Annotated in this window: 13 protein-coding genes and 1 riboswitch; of the genes, 7 read left to right on the top strand and 6 right to left on the bottom strand. The window is 60.7% G+C overall.

Going from position 1 to position 17,875, the window contains the following annotated elements:
• The first annotated feature begins 9 nt into the window (after positions 1–9).
• From LF252_RS04070 to LF252_RS22970, 5 genes are all read left to right on the top strand, one after another.
• Positions 10–1,863 carry an assimilatory sulfite reductase (NADPH) flavoprotein subunit gene (locus LF252_RS04070; protein ID WP_226267869.1) on the top strand — a complete coding sequence of 618 codons (1,854 nt, stop codon included), beginning with the start codon at positions 10–12 and terminating at the stop codon, positions 1,861–1,863.
• A 424-nt stretch (positions 1,864–2,287) separates the two neighbouring features.
• On the top strand, positions 2,288–5,191 hold the full coding sequence (locus LF252_RS04065; protein WP_226267867.1) for a TonB-dependent receptor: 2,904 nt from the start codon (positions 2,288–2,290) through the stop codon (positions 5,189–5,191).
• 32 nt (positions 5,192–5,223) lie between these two features.
• On the top strand, positions 5,224–5,964 hold the full coding sequence (locus LF252_RS04060) for a DUF2490 domain-containing protein (protein ID WP_226267866.1): 741 nt from the start codon (positions 5,224–5,226) through the stop codon (positions 5,962–5,964).
• 5 nt (positions 5,965–5,969) lie between these two features.
• Positions 5,970–7,685 carry an NADPH-dependent assimilatory sulfite reductase hemoprotein subunit gene (locus LF252_RS04055; protein ID WP_226267864.1) on the top strand — a complete coding sequence of 572 codons (1,716 nt, stop codon included), beginning with the start codon at positions 5,970–5,972 and terminating at the stop codon, positions 7,683–7,685.
• A gap of 76 nt (positions 7,686–7,761) precedes the next feature.
• Positions 7,762–9,276 carry a TSUP family transporter gene (locus tag LF252_RS22970; protein ID WP_317197837.1) on the top strand — a complete coding sequence of 505 codons (1,515 nt, stop codon included), beginning with the start codon at positions 7,762–7,764 and terminating at the stop codon, positions 9,274–9,276.
• Positions 9,277–9,414: 138 nt separating this feature from the next.
• On the opposite strand, the gene LF252_RS04040 is transcribed toward LF252_RS22970, so the two are convergent.
• From LF252_RS04040 to LF252_RS04030, 3 genes are all read right to left on the bottom strand, one after another.
• Positions 9,415–10,674 (bottom strand): amidohydrolase family protein, encoded by a 1,260-nt coding sequence (locus LF252_RS04040; RefSeq protein WP_226267861.1) that lies wholly within the window; start codon positions 10,672–10,674, stop codon positions 9,415–9,417.
• Between the two features lie 177 nt (positions 10,675–10,851).
• Entirely contained in the window at positions 10,852–11,709 is an 858-nt protein-coding gene (locus tag LF252_RS22965) for a CPBP family intramembrane glutamic endopeptidase (protein WP_226267859.1), read from the bottom strand.
• A 108-nt stretch (positions 11,710–11,817) separates the two neighbouring features.
• Positions 11,818–13,275 (bottom strand): amino acid permease, encoded by a 1,458-nt coding sequence (locus LF252_RS04030; protein WP_226267857.1) that lies wholly within the window; start codon positions 13,273–13,275, stop codon positions 11,818–11,820.
• A gap of 287 nt (positions 13,276–13,562) precedes the next feature.
• Positions 13,563–13,655: riboswitch (SAM riboswitch) on the bottom strand.
• A gap of 385 nt (positions 13,656–14,040) precedes the next feature.
• Here LF252_RS04030 and LF252_RS04025 point away from each other — a divergent pair.
• The gene (locus LF252_RS04025) at positions 14,041–14,508 is read left to right on the top strand and encodes a hypothetical protein (RefSeq protein ID WP_226267847.1); all 468 of its coding nucleotides are present in this window, start codon (positions 14,041–14,043) and stop codon (positions 14,506–14,508) included.
• Positions 14,509–14,692: 184 nt separating this feature from the next.
• Here the strand turns inward: LF252_RS04025 and LF252_RS04020 are convergent, their stop codons facing one another.
• The 3 genes from LF252_RS04020 to LF252_RS04010 are packed head-to-tail and all read right to left on the bottom strand — an operon-like array spanning position 14,693 to position 17,025.
• Entirely contained in the window at positions 14,693–15,427 is a 735-nt protein-coding gene (locus tag LF252_RS04020; protein WP_226267845.1) for an EcsC family protein, read from the bottom strand.
• 39 nt (positions 15,428–15,466) lie between these two features.
• Positions 15,467–15,979 (bottom strand): hypothetical protein, encoded by a 513-nt coding sequence (locus LF252_RS04015; protein ID WP_226267844.1) that lies wholly within the window; start codon positions 15,977–15,979, stop codon positions 15,467–15,469.
• A 14-nt stretch (positions 15,980–15,993) separates the two neighbouring features.
• Complete coding sequence (locus tag LF252_RS04010) at positions 15,994–17,025, bottom strand: Gfo/Idh/MocA family protein (RefSeq protein WP_226267842.1); 1,032 nt, start codon at positions 17,023–17,025, stop codon at positions 15,994–15,996.
• Positions 17,026–17,131: 106 nt separating this feature from the next.
• On the opposite strand from LF252_RS04010, the gene LF252_RS04005 reads away from it, so the two are divergent.
• Entirely contained in the window at positions 17,132–17,854 is a 723-nt protein-coding gene (locus LF252_RS04005) for a M48 family metallopeptidase (protein WP_226267840.1), read from the top strand.
• Positions 17,855–17,875 lie beyond the last annotated feature (21 nt).

Genomic DNA, 17,875 nt, shown 5'->3' with positions numbered 1-17,875 from the left:
CAACCTCCTATGTCTCTTCTTTCAGCTTCCCCCACGCTTCCCATTGGCCTCGACGACCAGGCACTGCAGCAGCTGACGGCGGGCCTCACCTCCCAACAGCTGGTGTGGCTGAGCGGCTACTTGTACGGCCGCGCTGGGGCCACGGCCGTGGCCCCCGTTGCGGCCGTGGCTCCGGCGGTGGCGGAAGCAGCCGCGGCTAGTCGGCTCACCATCCTGTTCGGCTCTCAGACGGGTAACAGCAAGAAAGCCGCCGGCCTAGTGGCCGAGGCGGCCCGCCGCCGGGGCCTGCAGCCGCAGGTGCGCGACATGAACGACTACCCCACTAAGGACCTCAAAACCGAGCAGTTGCTGCTGGTGGTGGTGAGCACCCAGGGGGAAGGCGACCCGCCCATTGCGGCCGAGGAGCTGCACCAGTTCCTGCTCAGCAGCCGCGCCCCCAAGCTGCCCGACCTCCAGTACGCAGTGCTGGCCCTGGGCGACAAAAGCTACCTGCAGTTCTGCCAGACCGGCTTCGAGTTCGACCAACGCCTGGCCGAGCTGGGAGGCCGCCGCCTCGTGGAGCGGCTGGATTGCGACGTAACCTTCGAGGACGAAACCCGCCAGTGGGCCGAGCAGGTGCTCAGCCGCATTGCCGAGCTGCAGCCCGCTCCGGCCCCCGTAACGGCTGGTGCCGCCGTGGCCGCGCCGGTAGTGGCGGTAATGGGTGCGGGCTACGCGCCGGAAGTGGCTCCGCTGCCCGCCGCCGTGGAGTACAACGCCCGCAACCCCTTTGAGGCGGAACTGCTGGAAAAGATTCAGCTCAACGGCCGGGGCTCCACCAAGGAAACCTACCATTTGGAGTTTTCTTTGGCTGACTCGGGCCTGACCTACGAGCCCGGCGACGCCCTGATGGTGCAGCCCCGCAACCGCCCCGCGCTGGTGCAGGAGGTGCTGCAGGCTGCCCGCCTCTCCGAAGCCGCCCCGGTGCGCCTCGAAGCCGACGAGTTGGACCTGACAACCGCCCTGACCGAGCGGCTGGAGCTGTCGGTTATTACCCGCGACGTGCTGGAGCGCTACGCCGCCGTGGCCCCGCAGCACCCGCGCCTCCGCGAAATTCTGGCCGATACGGCTGGGCTGGGCACCTACCTCTACGGCCGCGACGTGGCCGATTTGCTCACCGAGTTTCCGGTGGAGCTGTCGGGGCAGCAGCTGGCGGCGGTGCTGCGGCCGTTGCCGGCCCGGGCCTACTCCATTGCCTCCTCATTGCTGGCCCACCCCGAGGAAGTGCACCTGACCGTGGGGGCCGTGCGCTACGAAACCCACGGCCGCGCCAAGCACGGGGCCTGCTCCGGCTACCAGGCCGACCACCTCAGCATCGGCGACACGGCCCGGGTGTGGGTGGACCGCAACGAGTATTTCAAGCTGCCGCAGGATGCCGCCACCGACATCATCATGGTGGGCCCCGGCACCGGGGTAGCGCCCTTCCGGGCCTTCGTGGAGGAGCGGGCCGAAACCGGCGCCACCGGCCGTAACTGGCTGCTGTTCGGCAACCCCCACTTCACCACCGACTTCCTGTACCAGACCGAGTGGCAGCAGCACCTCAAGCGCGGCACCCTCGACCGCCTCGACGTGGCCTTCTCCCGCGACCAGGCCCAGAAGCTCTACGTGCAGCACCGCCTGCTAGAACAGAGCCGCCGCGTGTACGAGCAGCTCGAAAACGGCGCCTACTTCTACGTGTGCGGCGACAAATCCCGCATGGCCCATGACGTGCAGCAGGCCTTGCGCCAGATCATTCAGCAGGAAAGCGGCCACGACGCCGACTACGCCGCCGAGTACCTGCGCCAGCTCAAGAAGTCGCGCCGGTTTTTGGAGGATGTGTATTAGGTGCCTCACCCCCCGGCCCCCTCTCCAGGGGGAGAGGGGGAGCCTGACGATTTGAACGGTGTAGAGACGCAACATCTTGCGTCTCCCACCAGAACAGCCGGTACTGAACAAACGGACGAACAGTGTAGAGACGCGACACTTCGCGTCTCCCGCCAGAACGACTGATACTGAACCAGTCAAGACAACCTCAGCAACGATGAGACGCGAAGTGTCGCGTTTCTACTACCTCCCAGCCCGCCGTGGCTCCCCCTCTCCCCCTGGAGAGGGGGCCGGGGGGTGAGGCAAACCGCCAGAACAACCCATGCCCGCCGTTTTTCCAAGACGATGTTGTAGCCGGTAACGGCCGCTGTGCCCCGGGCGCGGGGGCTGCGCCGGCCTGCCGTCTGCCCCGTCCCGGGTCCTTTCTTCTCTTGCTCAACCCTTGATGAAACATCTTCTTTCCTCTTCCTTCCTAGTACCGGCGCTGGTTGCAGCCAGCGCCACTGGCCTGCACGCCCAGGAGGCCCTCATTTCGGTGAGCGGCACCGTGCGCGAAAAAACTACCGGCGAGCCGCTGCCGGGCGTGAGCGTTATTGTGAAGGGTGGCACCACCGGCACGCTCAGCGACGGCAACGGCCAGTTTGCGCTGAAAGCCAAGCTTCGGTTCCCGTTTACGCTGGTGTTCAACACGCTGGGCTACGAGTCGCGGGAGCTGGAAATTGCCAGCGGCAGCCAGCCCATCAGCGTGCAGCTGGAGTCGAAGGCCGTGTCGATGAACGAGGTGGTGGTGTCGGCGTCGCGGGTGGAGGAAAGCCGGCTGACCTCGCCGGTGGCCATTGAAAAGCTCGACATCCGGGCCATCAAGGAAACGCCGGCCCCCAGCTTCTACGACGCCCTGGAAAATGTGAAGGGCGTGCAGATGACCACGGCCTCGCTCACCTTCAAAGTGCCCAACACCCGCGGCTTCAACATCCCCAACAACTTCCGCTTTATGCAACTGGTGGACGGGGTGGACATGCAGGCGGCCACGTTGGGCGTGCCGCTGGGCAACGCCATCGGGCCCACCGAGCTGGATGTGGCTTCGGTGGAAATTACACCCGGCGCGGCCTCGGCCCTCTACGGCATGAACGCCATCAACGGCATGGCTAACCTCACCACCAAAAGCCCCTTCAACTACCAGGGACTGAGCGTGTACCAGAAGGTAGGCGTAAACCACGTGGACGGCAAAGATCGGGACCCGAGCGTGCTGACGGAAACGGCCGTGCGCTGGGCCCAGAGCCTGGGCGCTTCGGGCCGCTGGGCCTACAAGGTGAACGGCAGCTTCCTGCGCGGCACCGACTGGCTTGCCAACACCCAGAACGACCAGAACCCGCAGAACCTAGCCTCGGCCAACCCGCGCTTTCCGGAGCTGAGCGGGGCCAACAACCCCGCCGCCGACCTCTGGAACCGCTACGGCGACGACAACGCCGGCAACGTGAGCATCACCATCCCCTACAACGGCCGCAACGAAACCTTCAACGTGCGCCGCACGGGTTACTATGAGCGGGACCTCACCAACCCCATCGTGCGCAACATCAAGGCCGATGCCAGCCTGCACTACAAGCTCACCGACAAGCTGGAACTGAGCTACGGCTACCGGTTCGGGCTGATGGACGGCGTGTTTCAGCGCGGCAATAAGATTCAGCTCGACGGCGTGACGGTGCAGAACCACAAGGTGGAGCTGAAGGGCGAGAACTTCACGGCCCGGGCCTACATGCTGGTCGAAAACACCGGCAACTCCTACAACCTCAACCCCCTGGCCCTGAACCTGGACCTGCAAAACGGCTCCAACGCCGTGTGGAGCAACAAGTTCAAGGCCGAGCTGCAGAATCAGTTGGGAGCAGGTGCCACCTTGGCCGACGCCATGCGCCTAGCCCGAGTAGCTGCCGACGCCGGCCGCGCCCAGCCCGGTACGCCCGAGTTTGATGCTTTGAAAGCGCAGATTGTGAAAACCAACAACTGGGACAGCGGCGTGAACGTGCCCGGCGCGCCCATCCCGGGCGGGGCCGCCCTCACCCAGCGCAGCCGCACCTATCACTCCGACGCCATCTGGAACCTGGGCCCGCGGGTGAAATTTGCCGATGTGCTGCTGGGGGCCGATGCCCGCCTCTACGAGGTAATTCCGGACGGCAACAACTTCGTGGATTTCAGCCGCCCGCTCACCGAGCGCACCCAGCCCGGCGGCCAGAACCAGTATTACAAGAAAATCGGGGGCTTCGGGCAGGCCACCAAGCGCCTGCTGCAGGACCGCCTAAAGCTCACCGCCTCGCTGCGCCTGGATTACAACCCCGAGTTCAACCCCAAGCTGAACCCGCGGGTGGCGGCCGTATACACGGCCGGCGGCCTGCACAACTTCCGGGCTTCGTACCAGAACGGCTGGCGCTTCCCGTCACTGTTTGAGGCGCTGTCATTCGTGAACAACGGCAACGTGCGCCGGGTGGGCGGGCTAGCTCGGGTGAACGAGGGGCTGAACTACCTCGACAACTCCTACACGCTGGCGTCTATTTCCAAGTTCAACGCCGCCGTGAATGCCTACGTGGCCGCCAACGCTGGCACCACCGCCAGTCAGGCCGCCCTGCGCCCCGAAATTCGGGGCGTGCTGCAAGTCGGCAACCTGCCCACCGAGCAGCCCGAGCAGATTAACGCTTACGAGGTGGGCTACCGCAGCGTGCTGCTGGATAACCGCCTCTCCATCGACGCCGACGCCTACGTGAATATCTACTCCGGCTTCCTGGGCCAGGTGGAGGTGAGCGTGCCCAAAAACGCCGCCGGCCAGCAGGTGCAGGTAGGCTCCGACGATGCCGTGCTGGCTGCCCTCAACAGCAACCGCGCCGCCCGCCAGGACCGGTACCGGGTGTACACCAACGCCCGCAACAACTACCGCAGCTACGGCTCCACGCTGGGCGTCACCTACAACTTCTATCAGAAGTACACCCTGGGCGGCAACGTGAACTACAACGCCCTGTCGGCCAACAACGCCCCCGACATCTTCGTGACGGGCTTCAACACCCCGCACTGGGTCACCAACGTGAGCTTCGGCAACCGCGAAATTGTGCGCAACGTGGGCTTCAACGTGGTGTGGCGTCACCAGAGCACCTTCTTCTGGGAAAGCCCCCTGGCCAACGGCCGCGTGCCCGCCTACCAAACCGTGGATGCTCAGGTGAACGTGCGCGTGCCCGCCCTCAAAACCACCATCAAAGCCGGCGGCGCCAACCTCTTCAACAACCGCTACTACCAGTACGCCGCCGGCCCTACCATCGGGGGCCTGTACTACGTGGCGTTGACGTTTGATAATACCGTGTTGCGGTAAGTGTGATGAAACGACTCCTTCTCTTTTGTGGCTTGCTGCTTCTGACCAGGCCTTTGCTGGCGCAGAAACAGTACGTGCGCGAGCAGCAGACGTGGCTGGGCATATTCAACCAAACCCGGTTTTCGCAACACTGGGGCAGCTGGACCGACCTGCACTTGCGCCTGCACGACCATTTCGTGCAGGCCAGCTACCAGACGGTGGCCCGCGTGGGCCTGACGTACTACCTCACCGATGACGTGCGCCTGACCGGGGGCTATGCCTACGTGCACCATTACCCCGACGGGGCCCGCACCGTGGGCCAGCCCGAGCACCGGCCCTGGCAGCAGGTACAGTGGTTCAGCAAGTTTCCGAAGGCCCGCCTGATGCAGTGGGTACGGCTGGAAGAACGATTCCGGCGCACTATCCGGCAGAATGAGCGCACCGATGACTTTGATTTCAACTACCGCACCCGCTACAACGCGGCGCTGTTTCTGCCGCTTACCAAGCGGGGTTTTGAGCCCGGCGGCTGGCAGTTTCTGCTCAACAACGAGGTGATGATGAATTTTGGCAAGGAGATTCGGCTGAACTACTTCGACCAGAACCGGCTGTTTGCGGGGGTGGTGTATCCCTTCAGCAAAAATGCCCAGCTGCAGGCCGGCTACATGCACCTGTTTCAGCAGCTGCCGGCCGGCAGCACCTACCGCAACCAGCACACTATCCGGGTTTTCTACTTCCACAACTTCGATTTGCGCCCGGCAGCCCCGGCTGCTCCGGCATCCTCCCCAGCACCCTGATTCTCATGGCTGATACCCCCAAACTTTCCGAAGTCGAGCACGTCAAGGAAGCCAGCAACTACCTGCGCGGCACCCTGGCCGAAAGCCTCGTGAACCCGCTCACCGGCGCCCTCTACCCCGACGATACCCACCTGATTAAGTTCCACGGCTCCTACCAGCAAACCGACCGGGACCTGGACTCGGAGCGCAAGCGCCAGAAGCTGGAGCCGCTGTACTCCCTCATGATTCGGGTGCGGGTGCCGGGTGGCATTGCCTCGCCGTCGCAGTGGCTGCGCATGGATGAGCTGGCCGACGAGTACGGCAACCACACGCTCAAGCTCACCACCCGCCAGGCCTTCCAGCTGCACGGCGTACTCAAGCGCGACCTGAAAAAAACCATCCAGGGCTTCAACGAGGCCCTGCTCGACAGCATTGCGGGCTGCGGCGATGTGAACCGCAACGTGATGTGCAACCCCAACCCGCACGAGAGCCCCCTGCACGCGGCCGTGTACGAGGTGTCGAAGCAGATCAGCGCCCACCTCACGCCCCGCACCTCGGCCTATTGGGATTTGTGGCTGAACGGGGAGCCGCAGTTCAGCAGCGCCCCCAACGAGGGCGAGGAGGACGCCGAACCCATCTACGGCAAAACCTACCTGCCCCGCAAGTTCAAGATTGCCCTGGCCATCCCGCCCTACAACGACACCGACATCTTCGCCAACGACCTGGGCCTGATTGCCATTGAGGAGCGGGGCCAGCTGGTGGGCTTCAACGTGGCCGTGGGCGGCGGCATGGGCATGACGTTTGGTATGCCCGACACCTACCCCCGACTGGCCGACGTCATCGGCTTCGTGCCCACCGACAAGGTGGTGGATGCCTGCGAGAAAATCGTGACGATTCAGCGCGACTGGGGCAACCGGGAAAACCGCAAGTTCTCCCGCCTCAAGTACACCGTGGACCGCGTGGGCCTCGACGTGTTCAAACAGGAGCTGGACCAGCGCCTGGGTTTTACGGTGGAGCCCGCCCGCCCCTACCAGTTCCGCAGTTCCGGCGATGCCTACGGTTGGTCCATCCAGGCCGATGGCCGGGCCCACCTCACGCTGTTCGTGGAAGGCGGCCGCATCCTCGACCGGGACGGCTACACGCTCAAAACCGCCCTGCGCGAAATTGCCGCCTTCCACACCGGCGACTTCCGCCTCACCGGCAACCAGAACCTTATCATCGCCAACATTGCCCCCGAGCACCGGCTGAGTGTGCAGGCGGTGCTGCAGCGGCACGGAGTGGCCGTGGAAGCCGGTAAGGAATTGACCGGGCTGCGGCGCGGGGCCCTGGCCTGCGTGGCCCTGCCCACCTGCACGCTGGCCTTCGCAGAGGCCGAGCGGTATCTTCCGGAATTATTGGATAGATTGGACCGGGTGATTCGCCAACAGGGTCTGGCTCAAGATGATATTCTGCTGCGGATGACGGGCTGCCCCAACGGCTGCGCCCGCCCCTACCTCGGTGAAATCGGGCTGGTGGGCCGGGCCGTGGGTCGCTACAACCTGTACCTCGGTGCCGCTTTCAACGGGGAGCGGATGAACAAGCTCTACAAGGAAATGCTGGACGAAGATGGCATCGTGCGGGAGCTCACGCCCCTGCTCGCCGACTACGCCCAGAACCGCCAGCCCCAGGAGCGGTTTGGTGATTTTGTCATCCGCCAGGGCTACGTGCAGCCCACCGAAAGCGGCCTCACGTTTCACGAGTAACCGATAGAACGTCATGCTGAGCTTGCCGAAGCATGACGGCCAACTTCCTTCCTGCATCCGCCCCCAACCAACCACCATGCCTCTTTCCTCCAACAACGCCCTGCCCCAGCCCGAGCCGCCACCCGCGGTATCCGATGGCAACCGGCTGTTTCCGGTGTTTCTGAAGCTGGAACAGCTGCACGTGCTGCTGGTGGGCGGCGGGGCCGTGGGCTTCGAGAAGCTCTCGGCCATGCTGGCCAACAGCCCCAACGCGGCCATTACGGTGGTGGCTACCTGGTTCGGGCCCGAGCTGCGGGTGCTGGCCGACCAGCATCCCGCCGTGCAGCTGCGCGAGCAACCCTACGACCCCACCACCCTGGTGGGCCACGACCTGGTGATTGTGGCCACAAACGACAAAGCCCTGAACCTGCAGATCAAGGCCGACGCCACCCGCCAGCGCCTGCTCTGCAACGTGGCCGACACACCCGCCGCCTGCGACTTTTACCTGGGCTCCATCGTGCAGAAGGGCGACCTGAAAATTGCCATCAGCACCAACGGCAAGTCGCCCACCATTGCCAAGCGCCTGCGCGAAATGCTCACCCACACCCTCCCCGACGAGCTGCACGACGTGCTCCAGCGCATGGCCCAGATCCGGGAGAAGGTGGGCGGCGACTTCGCTCACAAGGTAAAATCTCTGAACGCCGTAACAGCCGAGCTGACCGGCGGCCCGGCCTACGAATCACCTGCTGCGGCGCGGTGGCGCAAAATTGCCACCGGGGCGCTGCTGGCGTTTGCGGCCATGCTAGTGTTCAACATTCTGAGCTACTACTTCACCTGGCAGCAGGTGTGGGGCGCGGCTACCCACGCCGAAACCTTCTGGATTTTTGTGGCTATTGGCTTCGGCGCGCAGCTCGTAGATGGGCTGCTCGGCATGGGCTACGGGGTAGTTACGGCTATCAGTTTGATGAGCCTGAATATCAGCCCGGCCGCGGTGAGTGCCAGCATTCATACCGCCGAAATGTTTGCCAGCGGAGCCTCGGGCTACCACCACTACCGCTTCGGCAACGTGAACAAGCGCCTGTTTAAAGTGCTGCTGATTCCGGGCGTGTTGGGGGCTATTACGGGCGCGTATCTGTTGTCGCACTTTGGCGAGAAATACGGCAGTTACGTGAAGCCGCTGCTGGCCGTGTACCTGCTGCTGCTGGGCGTGCGCATCATCAGCAAAGCCTTTGCCCAAACGCAGCAGCGCAAAAAACACCGGAAACTGGGGCTGCTGGCCGCGGCCGGCGGTTTCCTCGATTCGTTTGGCGGGGGCGGCTGGGGGCCGCTGGTAACCAGCACGCTCATTGCCGGGGGCCGCACGCCGCAGTACGTTATCGGCTCGGTGAGCGTCACGGAGTTCTTCGTCACGTTTGCCAGCGCCGTTACGTTCTTCGCCACCCTGGGCATCTCGCACTGGCAGATTATCCTGGGCCTCATCATCGGGGGCGTGGCCGCCGCGCCGCTGGCCGCCCGCCTGGCCGGCCGCCTGCCCGTGCGCTGGATGTTCGTGGGCGTGGGCCTGATGGTGATTGTGTGGAGCCTGTGGGCGCTGCGCAAGGTGTTTATGTAGACGACATAGAGGTTTACTTAGCAAACAACGCCCCCGCCGAAGTGCTTCGGTGGGTGCGTTGTTTGCTATCTATCCAACGTTAAAAATTAGTTTGTCAAAAATTGCTGACTCAGTAGAATGACAAATTTTTAGGCTATACTATTGCTGAGGGGGCAGCAGTTGTCTTACTGGTATCCACCGGCCGTTCAGCACGACCCCATTCACCTTGCGCACGTTGGAAATATCGGTTAACGGGTTGGCGTCAAGTAGCACCAAATCGCCCGCCTTGCCCGGAACTACCGTGCCACGCTGATCCTGCTCCCCCAACCACGTAGCGGCATTGACTGTTGCGGCCTGTAGCGCTTCGTACGGGCTTAGTCCCTGTTTCACCAATAGTGTCAGCTCTTCGGCCATGCCAAAGCCGGGTACCACAAAGTTGCCGTCGCCGGGACTGATCAAAAATTTCACTCCCTCTTCGTGCATAATCCGAAACGCCCGCTGATAGGTCTGCAACAAAACCTTGATTTGAGCGTGAGCGGCAATAAGTGCATTCTGAGACGTTAACTGCTGAATTCGGGCGGCCTGCGACGTTTGCCACTCCTCGCGTAGCTTCGGGTCAATGTAGTTCAGTCCGGGAAGCTGTTGTAGCTGCTCAGATGAGTATTGCAGCCACGTGACTTTATACCAATATAAATCGGGGCAAGTATAGATACCCTGCGCGGCCATTTGGCGCGCCAACGCCCGAAACTGCACGGAGTCCTGCTGATAAGCCTCGATAAACGGCTCAATGTGCTCCACGGAAGTCATGCCCGCTGCAATAGCGCCCCGCAGGCCACTCTTGGGCGCATGGCCCGCTACTTTCAGGCCCAGGCGGTGCGCATCAGTTAGCAATGAGTCGTATTGCGGAGCACTCATTCCGCCCAGGTACTTAATAAAATCATACCCGCTGGCTTTGTAGCGGGTAAGCAGGCGCTGCCCCTTACGAGCCGAATACGCTTTGTCGCGGGTGAATACGGGGGACCCCAGGTACAAATGCGGGGCATGGGCAGCAGTTCGGCGCAGACTGTCGCGCCAGCGCAAGTGGCTGGTGTCACCACGCATACTGCGTAGCCCCGTTACGCCGCTGGCTAGGTTAAGCCGGAAATACGTGTCTAGCGTATGCGGCGTGCCCTCGGGCCCAGGCAGATGCGCGTGCATATCAATCAGGCCGGGTAACAGGTATTTGTTGTCACCTTTAACGACTACGGCCCCTTGGGGAATACGAATTTTACCAGCGTCTCCAATTTGCTGGATACGACCTTGTTTAATCAGGACCGTTTGCCGGCGTAGTACAGTATTCTGATTAAGCGGTACCACATTGGTATTGGTAATCACCAAAACTGGCGCTTGCTGAGCTAGGCCAGCTTTGGCACAGAACATACCGCTGAAAATTATTAGGGCAAGGGCTGAATAACGCATGGAATAGACTACTTGGAATGAAGGATTAAATGCAGAAACAAACTCGCCTCGCGCACCTGAAACACGCGCTCGGACCGTTACGCCGTAGCAGTTGGCTACTGGAACTCTTTAGCGGGATTTTTTTGAGTAAAGCGGTTCTTAGTTGGCTGGCATAGGGTGGTCAGGAAGTGGTGGCGACGTGGTACGCTGCACCTGCCACAGCAGGCCGAACAACACCAGCGCGCTCAGCACCACTGCCCCGGCGTAGGCCCAGGGCGAGCCGAAAGCGGCTACCACATCGTCGGTATCCTTACCTGCTTTGTCCTGCAGCATAGTATTGAAAGCAAAGAAGTTATTAACAAAGTGTGCGCCCATGCACAGCCACAGAGAACGGGTGCGGTAATACAGCCAGCCCATCAACAGCCCCAGCCCAAACGTCGCCAGGCTTTGGGGCGGATTCATGTGCATTATCCCAAAAATCAGGGCCGACTGGCCGATGGCAATCCAGGGACGGTTGGGGAAGTTGCGCAACAGGCCTTGGAGTACCACCCCGCGCAGTAGCAGTTCCTCCAGCACCGGGGCTACTATGCACAGCATCAGGAACCCGATGACCGGCACTTTCATCAGTTCCCGGTAAGTTTCGCCAGAGGAGAATTTGGGCAGATGCAGAAACTGAATCAGCGTCAGCACCATATCGGCCGACAGCACCAGCACCGGCAATGCGAGCAATAGCCAGCCGGGCACCCGGCCGTGCAGATTGATACCGGGCCAACGAAGGCCCTGTTTCCACCGCATAAAGCCCAACACGCCACAGTTGGTGCCAACACCTACAAGCAGCAGCGTACAGTACCGCGGCATTCCCAGCAACTTCTCCCCAATCAGAATGATAGGTAACCCTATCAGCAACGACAGCAAGAGGTACCACCCCAGAAACGCCCAGCTTTCCTTGATAGTCGGGTACACCGTAGCCGGCGGGTTGGGTGCCACCACGGGCGCTTCGATAATAATAGATTCCACGAAAAGCAGGATAGAACGACGCCTAAAGCTACGGGCAAACTACCCCGCAACGCAAACAGCCGGAACCTTCAGGCCCCGGCTGTTACTATTGGCACATCCCGCCAATTCTTACTTCTCCACAGTTAATTCCCCGGCCTGCCCCAGCTTGCTGTGCTTGCGGCCGTAGCCGAAGTAGATGGCCAGGCCAATAGCCAGCCACACGGCCAGCCGCAGCCAGGTTTCCCAGGGCAACGATACCATCATCACCACGCAGGTGAGAATACCCAGAATGGGCACGACCGGCACCCAGGGCGTGCGGAATCCGCGCGGGGCATCGGGCTCCCGCTTGCGCATGATGAGGATGCCCACGCACACCATCACGAAGGCCAGCAGCGTGCCGATACTCGTCATTTCGCCCACCACCGAAATGGGCACGAAGCCCGCAAACAGCGCAATGAACAGCCCCAGCAGCAGGTTCGACTGCAGCGGCGTGCGGAACCGCTCGTGAATCCGAGCAAAAACCGGGGGCAGCAGCCCGTCTTTAGCCATGCTGAAGAACACCCGGCTCTGGCCCAGCAAATCCACCAGAATTACGGAGGTGTAGCCGATGATGATAGCCAGAATCACGGCCGACGACAGCCACGCATAAGGCGTTTTCTCGATGGCAATGGCCACCGGGGCGGCGCTGTTCTTGAACTCGGTGTAGTTGGCTAGGCCCGTCATCACGTGGCCAAACAGCACGAACAGCACGGTGCAAATCAGTAGAGAACCGATGATACCAATGGGCATGTTGCGCTGGGGGTTCTTGGTTTCCTGGGCCATGGTGGCCACAATATCAAACCCGATAAACACGAAGAACACCACGCCCGCCCCGCGCAGAATGCCGCTCCAGCCAAACTCCCCGAACACGCCGGTATTCTCCGGGATGTAGGGTTGGTAGTTAGTGGGGTCGATGTACTGCCAGCCCAGGGCAATGAACACCAGCACCACGGCCACCTTCAGCGTCACCACCAAGGCGTTAAACCACGCCGAGCCCGAGGTACCCCGAATAATAATCAGGGTAATAGCCAGCACAATGAGCATGGCCGGGATATTCACGAAACCGTGCACCTCCACCCCACTCGCCAGCTTGGCGGTTTCAAAGGGCGACATCACCAGCTGCGGGGGCAGGTTGATGCCGTATTTGCTCAGGAACTTGAGCAGGTACTGCGACCAGCTGATGGCTACCGTGGCCGCGCCCACCGAGTACTCCAGCACCAAATCCCAGCCAATAATCCAGGCAAATAGCTCGCCCATGGTGGCATAAGCGTAGGTGTAGGCCGAGCCGGCCACCGGTACCATGGAGGCAAACTCGGCGTAGCACAGCGCCGAAAAGGCGCAGCCAATGGCCGCCACCACAAACGAAAGCGTCACGGCCGGGCCGGCGTTGTTAGCCGCCGCAATACCCGTCAGCGAGAACAAACCCGCCCCAATAATTACCCCAATGCCGATGGCAATGAGGTTGAAACCGTTCAGGCTTCGTTTCAGCGTTCCGGCGCCGGTTTCGGCGGCCTCCTGCCGTAGCAGTTCCAATGATTTTCTGAGCATACAGGGATGCATCGGGCCGCGGCCCGACAGGTCGTAAAAAGGAGAAAGAGAAAAGCAGATGAAGCCCCCGCGCCGCCTCAATGGGCGCGCGGCCGTACGGGCCACGGCGGGCCGGAACCAGGAGAATAGGGCCGCTGCCGCCTTAGCGGGAGACCGGCCCGGCAACCAAACTAGCTACAACAACACGCGCAGCTACAACACGCCTCGGGCGCTACAGATGAGCACGAGAGGGCAGCAGAAACAGCGAAGCAGGTAGTAAAGCGGGGCAAAAAGTCCACGGCAAGTTGTTTTTATATGGTCAGGAATTGGCACCGTTCCGGAGCTTGCGGATGGTTGCCGACGCGTCTTCGAGCCTGTCTCTCAGCGCCTCTGTATAAAAACAATCCTTTGGGCTAGAAAGAATTGATGCGGCAAAGGTACGGCCGGATTGCTGCCCCCGCAACCCGCGCCCCAGTTCGCCGCATCCGGCGCTGGACCGGTTGCTGTTGCAGGTGTACATGCTACCAGGTTTGAGTAGTACCGGCTCACGCCTGTACAAAGCCAACCGGCCGGGCACATTTAGTGGCGGACTGGGGTAGGCAAAAACCCACGACGCAGCTTATAGGCGAAGGTTTAACGCGAAAATTTAAATTTTTCAACTAGGCCTTTTTGCCCTTCTTCTTTCAAAACTGGCATCGGAGTTGCAAACACTCTGGCAGCATCCCGCTCGTCAGTACAGCTCGTAGCGGACCTCTTTCACGCATACAACTTCTTCCACATAGCATCATGAAAAAGCTCCTCGTTCTCTTCGCTGCCTTCTCCCTGTCTGCCGCTGCTGCCTCAGCCCAAACCACCCCGGTAAAAGCCGCCCACGGTCAGCATACGAGAGGCGGTAAAATGCACGGCGACAAAACCGCCAAAACGCCTGAGCAGCGCGCCGACCACGCCGCCCAGAGCCTCACCAGAAAACTAGGTCTGTCGGCTGCCCAAACCGAGCAGGTACGCCAGTTGCACCTGGAACGGGCCAAGCAGATGCAGGCCCACAAAGCTCAGGCTGGCACCGCCACTGCGGCCGACAAAAAACAGCACCATGAGGCCATGAAGGCCGAAAAAGCCCAGTACGAAGCCCGGCTCAAGCAAATCCTGAGCGCCGACCAGTACGCCAAGTACACGCAGATGCAGGCCGATAAAATGGCCAAGCACAAAGCTCACCGCCAGGGTATGAAACCCGGCCTGAAACAAGGCAAAAGCTAACCCTCTCTCCCTTTCTGCTGAAAGCCCCGGCGTATTCGTCGGGGCTTTTTTGTTGCTGATTTAGTATCAGAACTGTCATCCTGAGCTTACGAAGAACCTTATTACAGCACAACGACCCATTCTCAGGTGAGAAGATCCTTCGCAGCGCTCAGGATGACAGAGTAGCTATACCTACCTTGTGCTACTACTGCGGCTCCGGCAGCGGCTGGTGGTCCGCAAACCACCGCATGCGGTAGCACATGATGGCCGTTTCGCCGAGTTGCACGAGCAGCCGGTAGTTGGCCACGGCTCCCACGGCGGCCCCAATAATGGGTAATAGTTGCGCCAGTTTGGCCAGGTCGATATAGTCGCGGTACTCTTGCTGAAAAGTGCGCCAGTCGAAGGTTTCAGCTGTAACGGTAGCCTCAGTGGTGGCCCAGTCGGCGAGCTGACGGTAAGTTTCGCGGCGGGTGTGCTGGCTGCTGAACGCCAGTTGGAAAATGTGCAGCAGGTACAACCGCTCGGGGAAGCTGCGCACATCGTGGCCATAGAGGGCTGCAATATCAAATAGCAGTTTCAGCTTGATGCCGAGCAGCAGTGGAAAATCGGCCAGGCCCAGTAGAAAGCCGCCGGCTCCGGTTACACCTCCTTCTACCGCCGCCGTGTTCCGGTACGCCCGAATACGGGCCCGTACCCGCTCTTCCCGCTCCTGCAAGGTGCCTTCCAGCACTGGTTTCTGGGTAGTGTGCATAGACCCGAACAGCACCCCTTGCACCATTTTCTGGATAGCTACGGTAATGGCCACGTGTACCTTTTCGGGCAGCAACGCATTCAGCCGGGCCTGCACACGGCGCGCGACGCGGTTCAGAAGCGTGGGCTTCTGCTGCATCCGCCGCTGCCAGGTGCGCAGGTCGTTCAGGGCTTGCTGGTCAGGGTGCATAATATGTCTTAACGGGAGCCGTTGAACGTATTTCCTATTTTACCAAGTATCTGCCCGAAGACACCATCTTAAAACTTTGCCATTATCATCAAGCTCAAATAAATACAGGGAAGTAGACTCATAGACATGAATAAGAGAAATCATTACGTAATGTCGATTCAGCACTTCCGAAGCCGGATATAATTTCATCATCCACTTCCGATGTAACCATCTGTATTTTAAACGCAAATACTCCTTGCCGCTTTCAGTATTTACTGGCTCTGGTAGTATGTTATTTATACTAGCTATACTATCAAGCTTGTTGCACAAAGCCAACGAAACGGTGTAATCCTCTTTCTTTCCTGAGCTGTCTTTGAAACAGGGTGCATTTAGATGAAAGCATTGGGTATTTGCTGCTTCCATTAAACCAGAAAAACCCCATTTTACATTTTTCTTATGCTCATAGACAGAAGTAAAAAAATAATCAAATGCGGCCTGTTCATACTTCGCATTTTGAGCATACACGCAGCTTAATGAGCTGATAAACACTAGTAGGCAAGCAACAATTTTCATAAGCGGTTGACCTCCTATTTCAACGCATATATCCGCCCAATCATTTCTACCACTTTCAGGCCTTCCAGCGCATTGGTGGTGGCTTGGCTGCCGTGGTGCAGGGTATTTACCACGTTTTCGATGACGTGCACATGGTTGGCAGCCGAGCCCTGGTAAGGACCGTATTGGTTGGCGGGGTTGGTAGGCGGCAGCTCTGGCAGCTGATAATTACGCAGGTGGCAATATTCCACCTTATCCATATACTGCCCGCCGAGGCGCAGGCTGCCATGTTCGGCTACCACCGTGAGGGAGCTTTCCAGGTTCCGGTCCCACACGGCGGTGCTGTACTGCAGCGTTCCACTGCCCCCGCGCTGCAGGTCAAACGTCACCAGTCCACTGTCCTCAAACTCGGTCAGGTGTTGGTGGTTGAAGTTCTGGAAGCGGGCCTGAATGTTCTCAATATCCCCGAATACCCAGTACAGCAAATCCACGAAGTGGCTGAACTGCGTGAACAAGGTGCCGCCGTCGAGGGCCTGGGTACCATGCCAGCTGCCGGGTGTGTAGTACCGCTCGTCCCGGTTCCAAAAGCAGTTGAGCTGCACCAGATATACTTGGCCCAGCCGGCCCTCATCCACCACCTGTTTCAGCCAAGCCGCCGGGGGCGAGTAGCGGTTCTGCATCACCCCAAACACCAGGCGGTTGGCTTGCTGGGCCAGTTGCACCACGGCTTCGGCCTCGGCGCGGTGCAGAGCCATGGGTTTTTCGATGACGACATGCAGGCCGGCGCGCAGGCCCTGCTGGGCCTGGCTGGCGTGCAGGCCGTTGGGAGTGGCTACCGTCAGCACATCGGCGGCGGGGCCATGAGCCAGGTATTCATCGAGGGAAGAGAAGAACGGTACCCTCGGAAACTCCTGGGCTAGCCCGGCCGCTAACCCGGGGCGCACATCAACCAGGGCCACCAATTGGGCTGCGGGGTGGCGGGCCACCAGCGCGGCGTGGCGGCGGCCAATGTGGCCCACGCCACAGATAACAAAACGAACAGGTGGAAAAGCAGCAGAAACGGACACCAGCAGTGCAGTAGAAAATCGAGGCTGCAAACTGCGAAAAAACGGCCGGTTATACCGTCTTATCGGCGCTGCAACCTGGTATTTCACCTGTACCTTTGGGGTCCGTATGCCCTTAACTACTATTGCCGGCCTCGAAATTGACCTGGTGCGCAAACGCATGCGCAGCCTCCGCCTGACCGTGTACGCCGGTGGCCGCGTGCGGGTAGCAGTACCGTTGCACACCCCGGCAGCAGCCGTGGAACAGTTCGTGGCCGCCCGCCACAGCTGGATTGCCAAGCACCAGCAGAAATTTGCTGCCCAGGCTCCCCGACCCGTACTGCACTACGTTTCCGGTGAGCAGCACGCTTATCTGGGCCAACTATACGAACTCCAGGTGACCGAAGCCGGTGGCCGCCCGCAGGTATGGCTGGATGAAACCGCCGGGCACCTGCACCTCTCCATCCCACCCGACAGCACCCTGGAGCAACGCCAGGCCCTGCTTACCGCTTGGTACCGCCAGCAAATTAAGCGGCTACTACCGACATTGCTGGCCCAGTGGGAACCCGTAGTAGGCCGGCAAGCGGCCAGTTGGGGCGTGAAACAAATGCGCACCCGCTGGGGCACCTGCAACATTGGGGCCCGCCGCATCTGGCTGAATCTGGAATTGATCAAGCGCCCCCTGCCCTGCCTAGAATACGTGGTAGTACACGAACTCACGCACCTGCACGAGCGGCTCCACAACGCCCGCTTCTGGGGCCTGATGGACCAGTTCATGCCCGACTGGCAACAACACAAAGCCACACTCAACGAAGTCAGCCTCGCCCCCGGCACCCCGCCGGATGCCGACTAAAACAGACATTCCCGCAACCGG

Source organism: Hymenobacter pini, assembly GCF_020421205.1.
Lineage (GTDB): Bacteria > Bacteroidota > Bacteroidia > Cytophagales > Hymenobacteraceae > Hymenobacter > Hymenobacter pini.
This window is presented reverse-complemented; position numbering and strand designations above follow the sequence as displayed.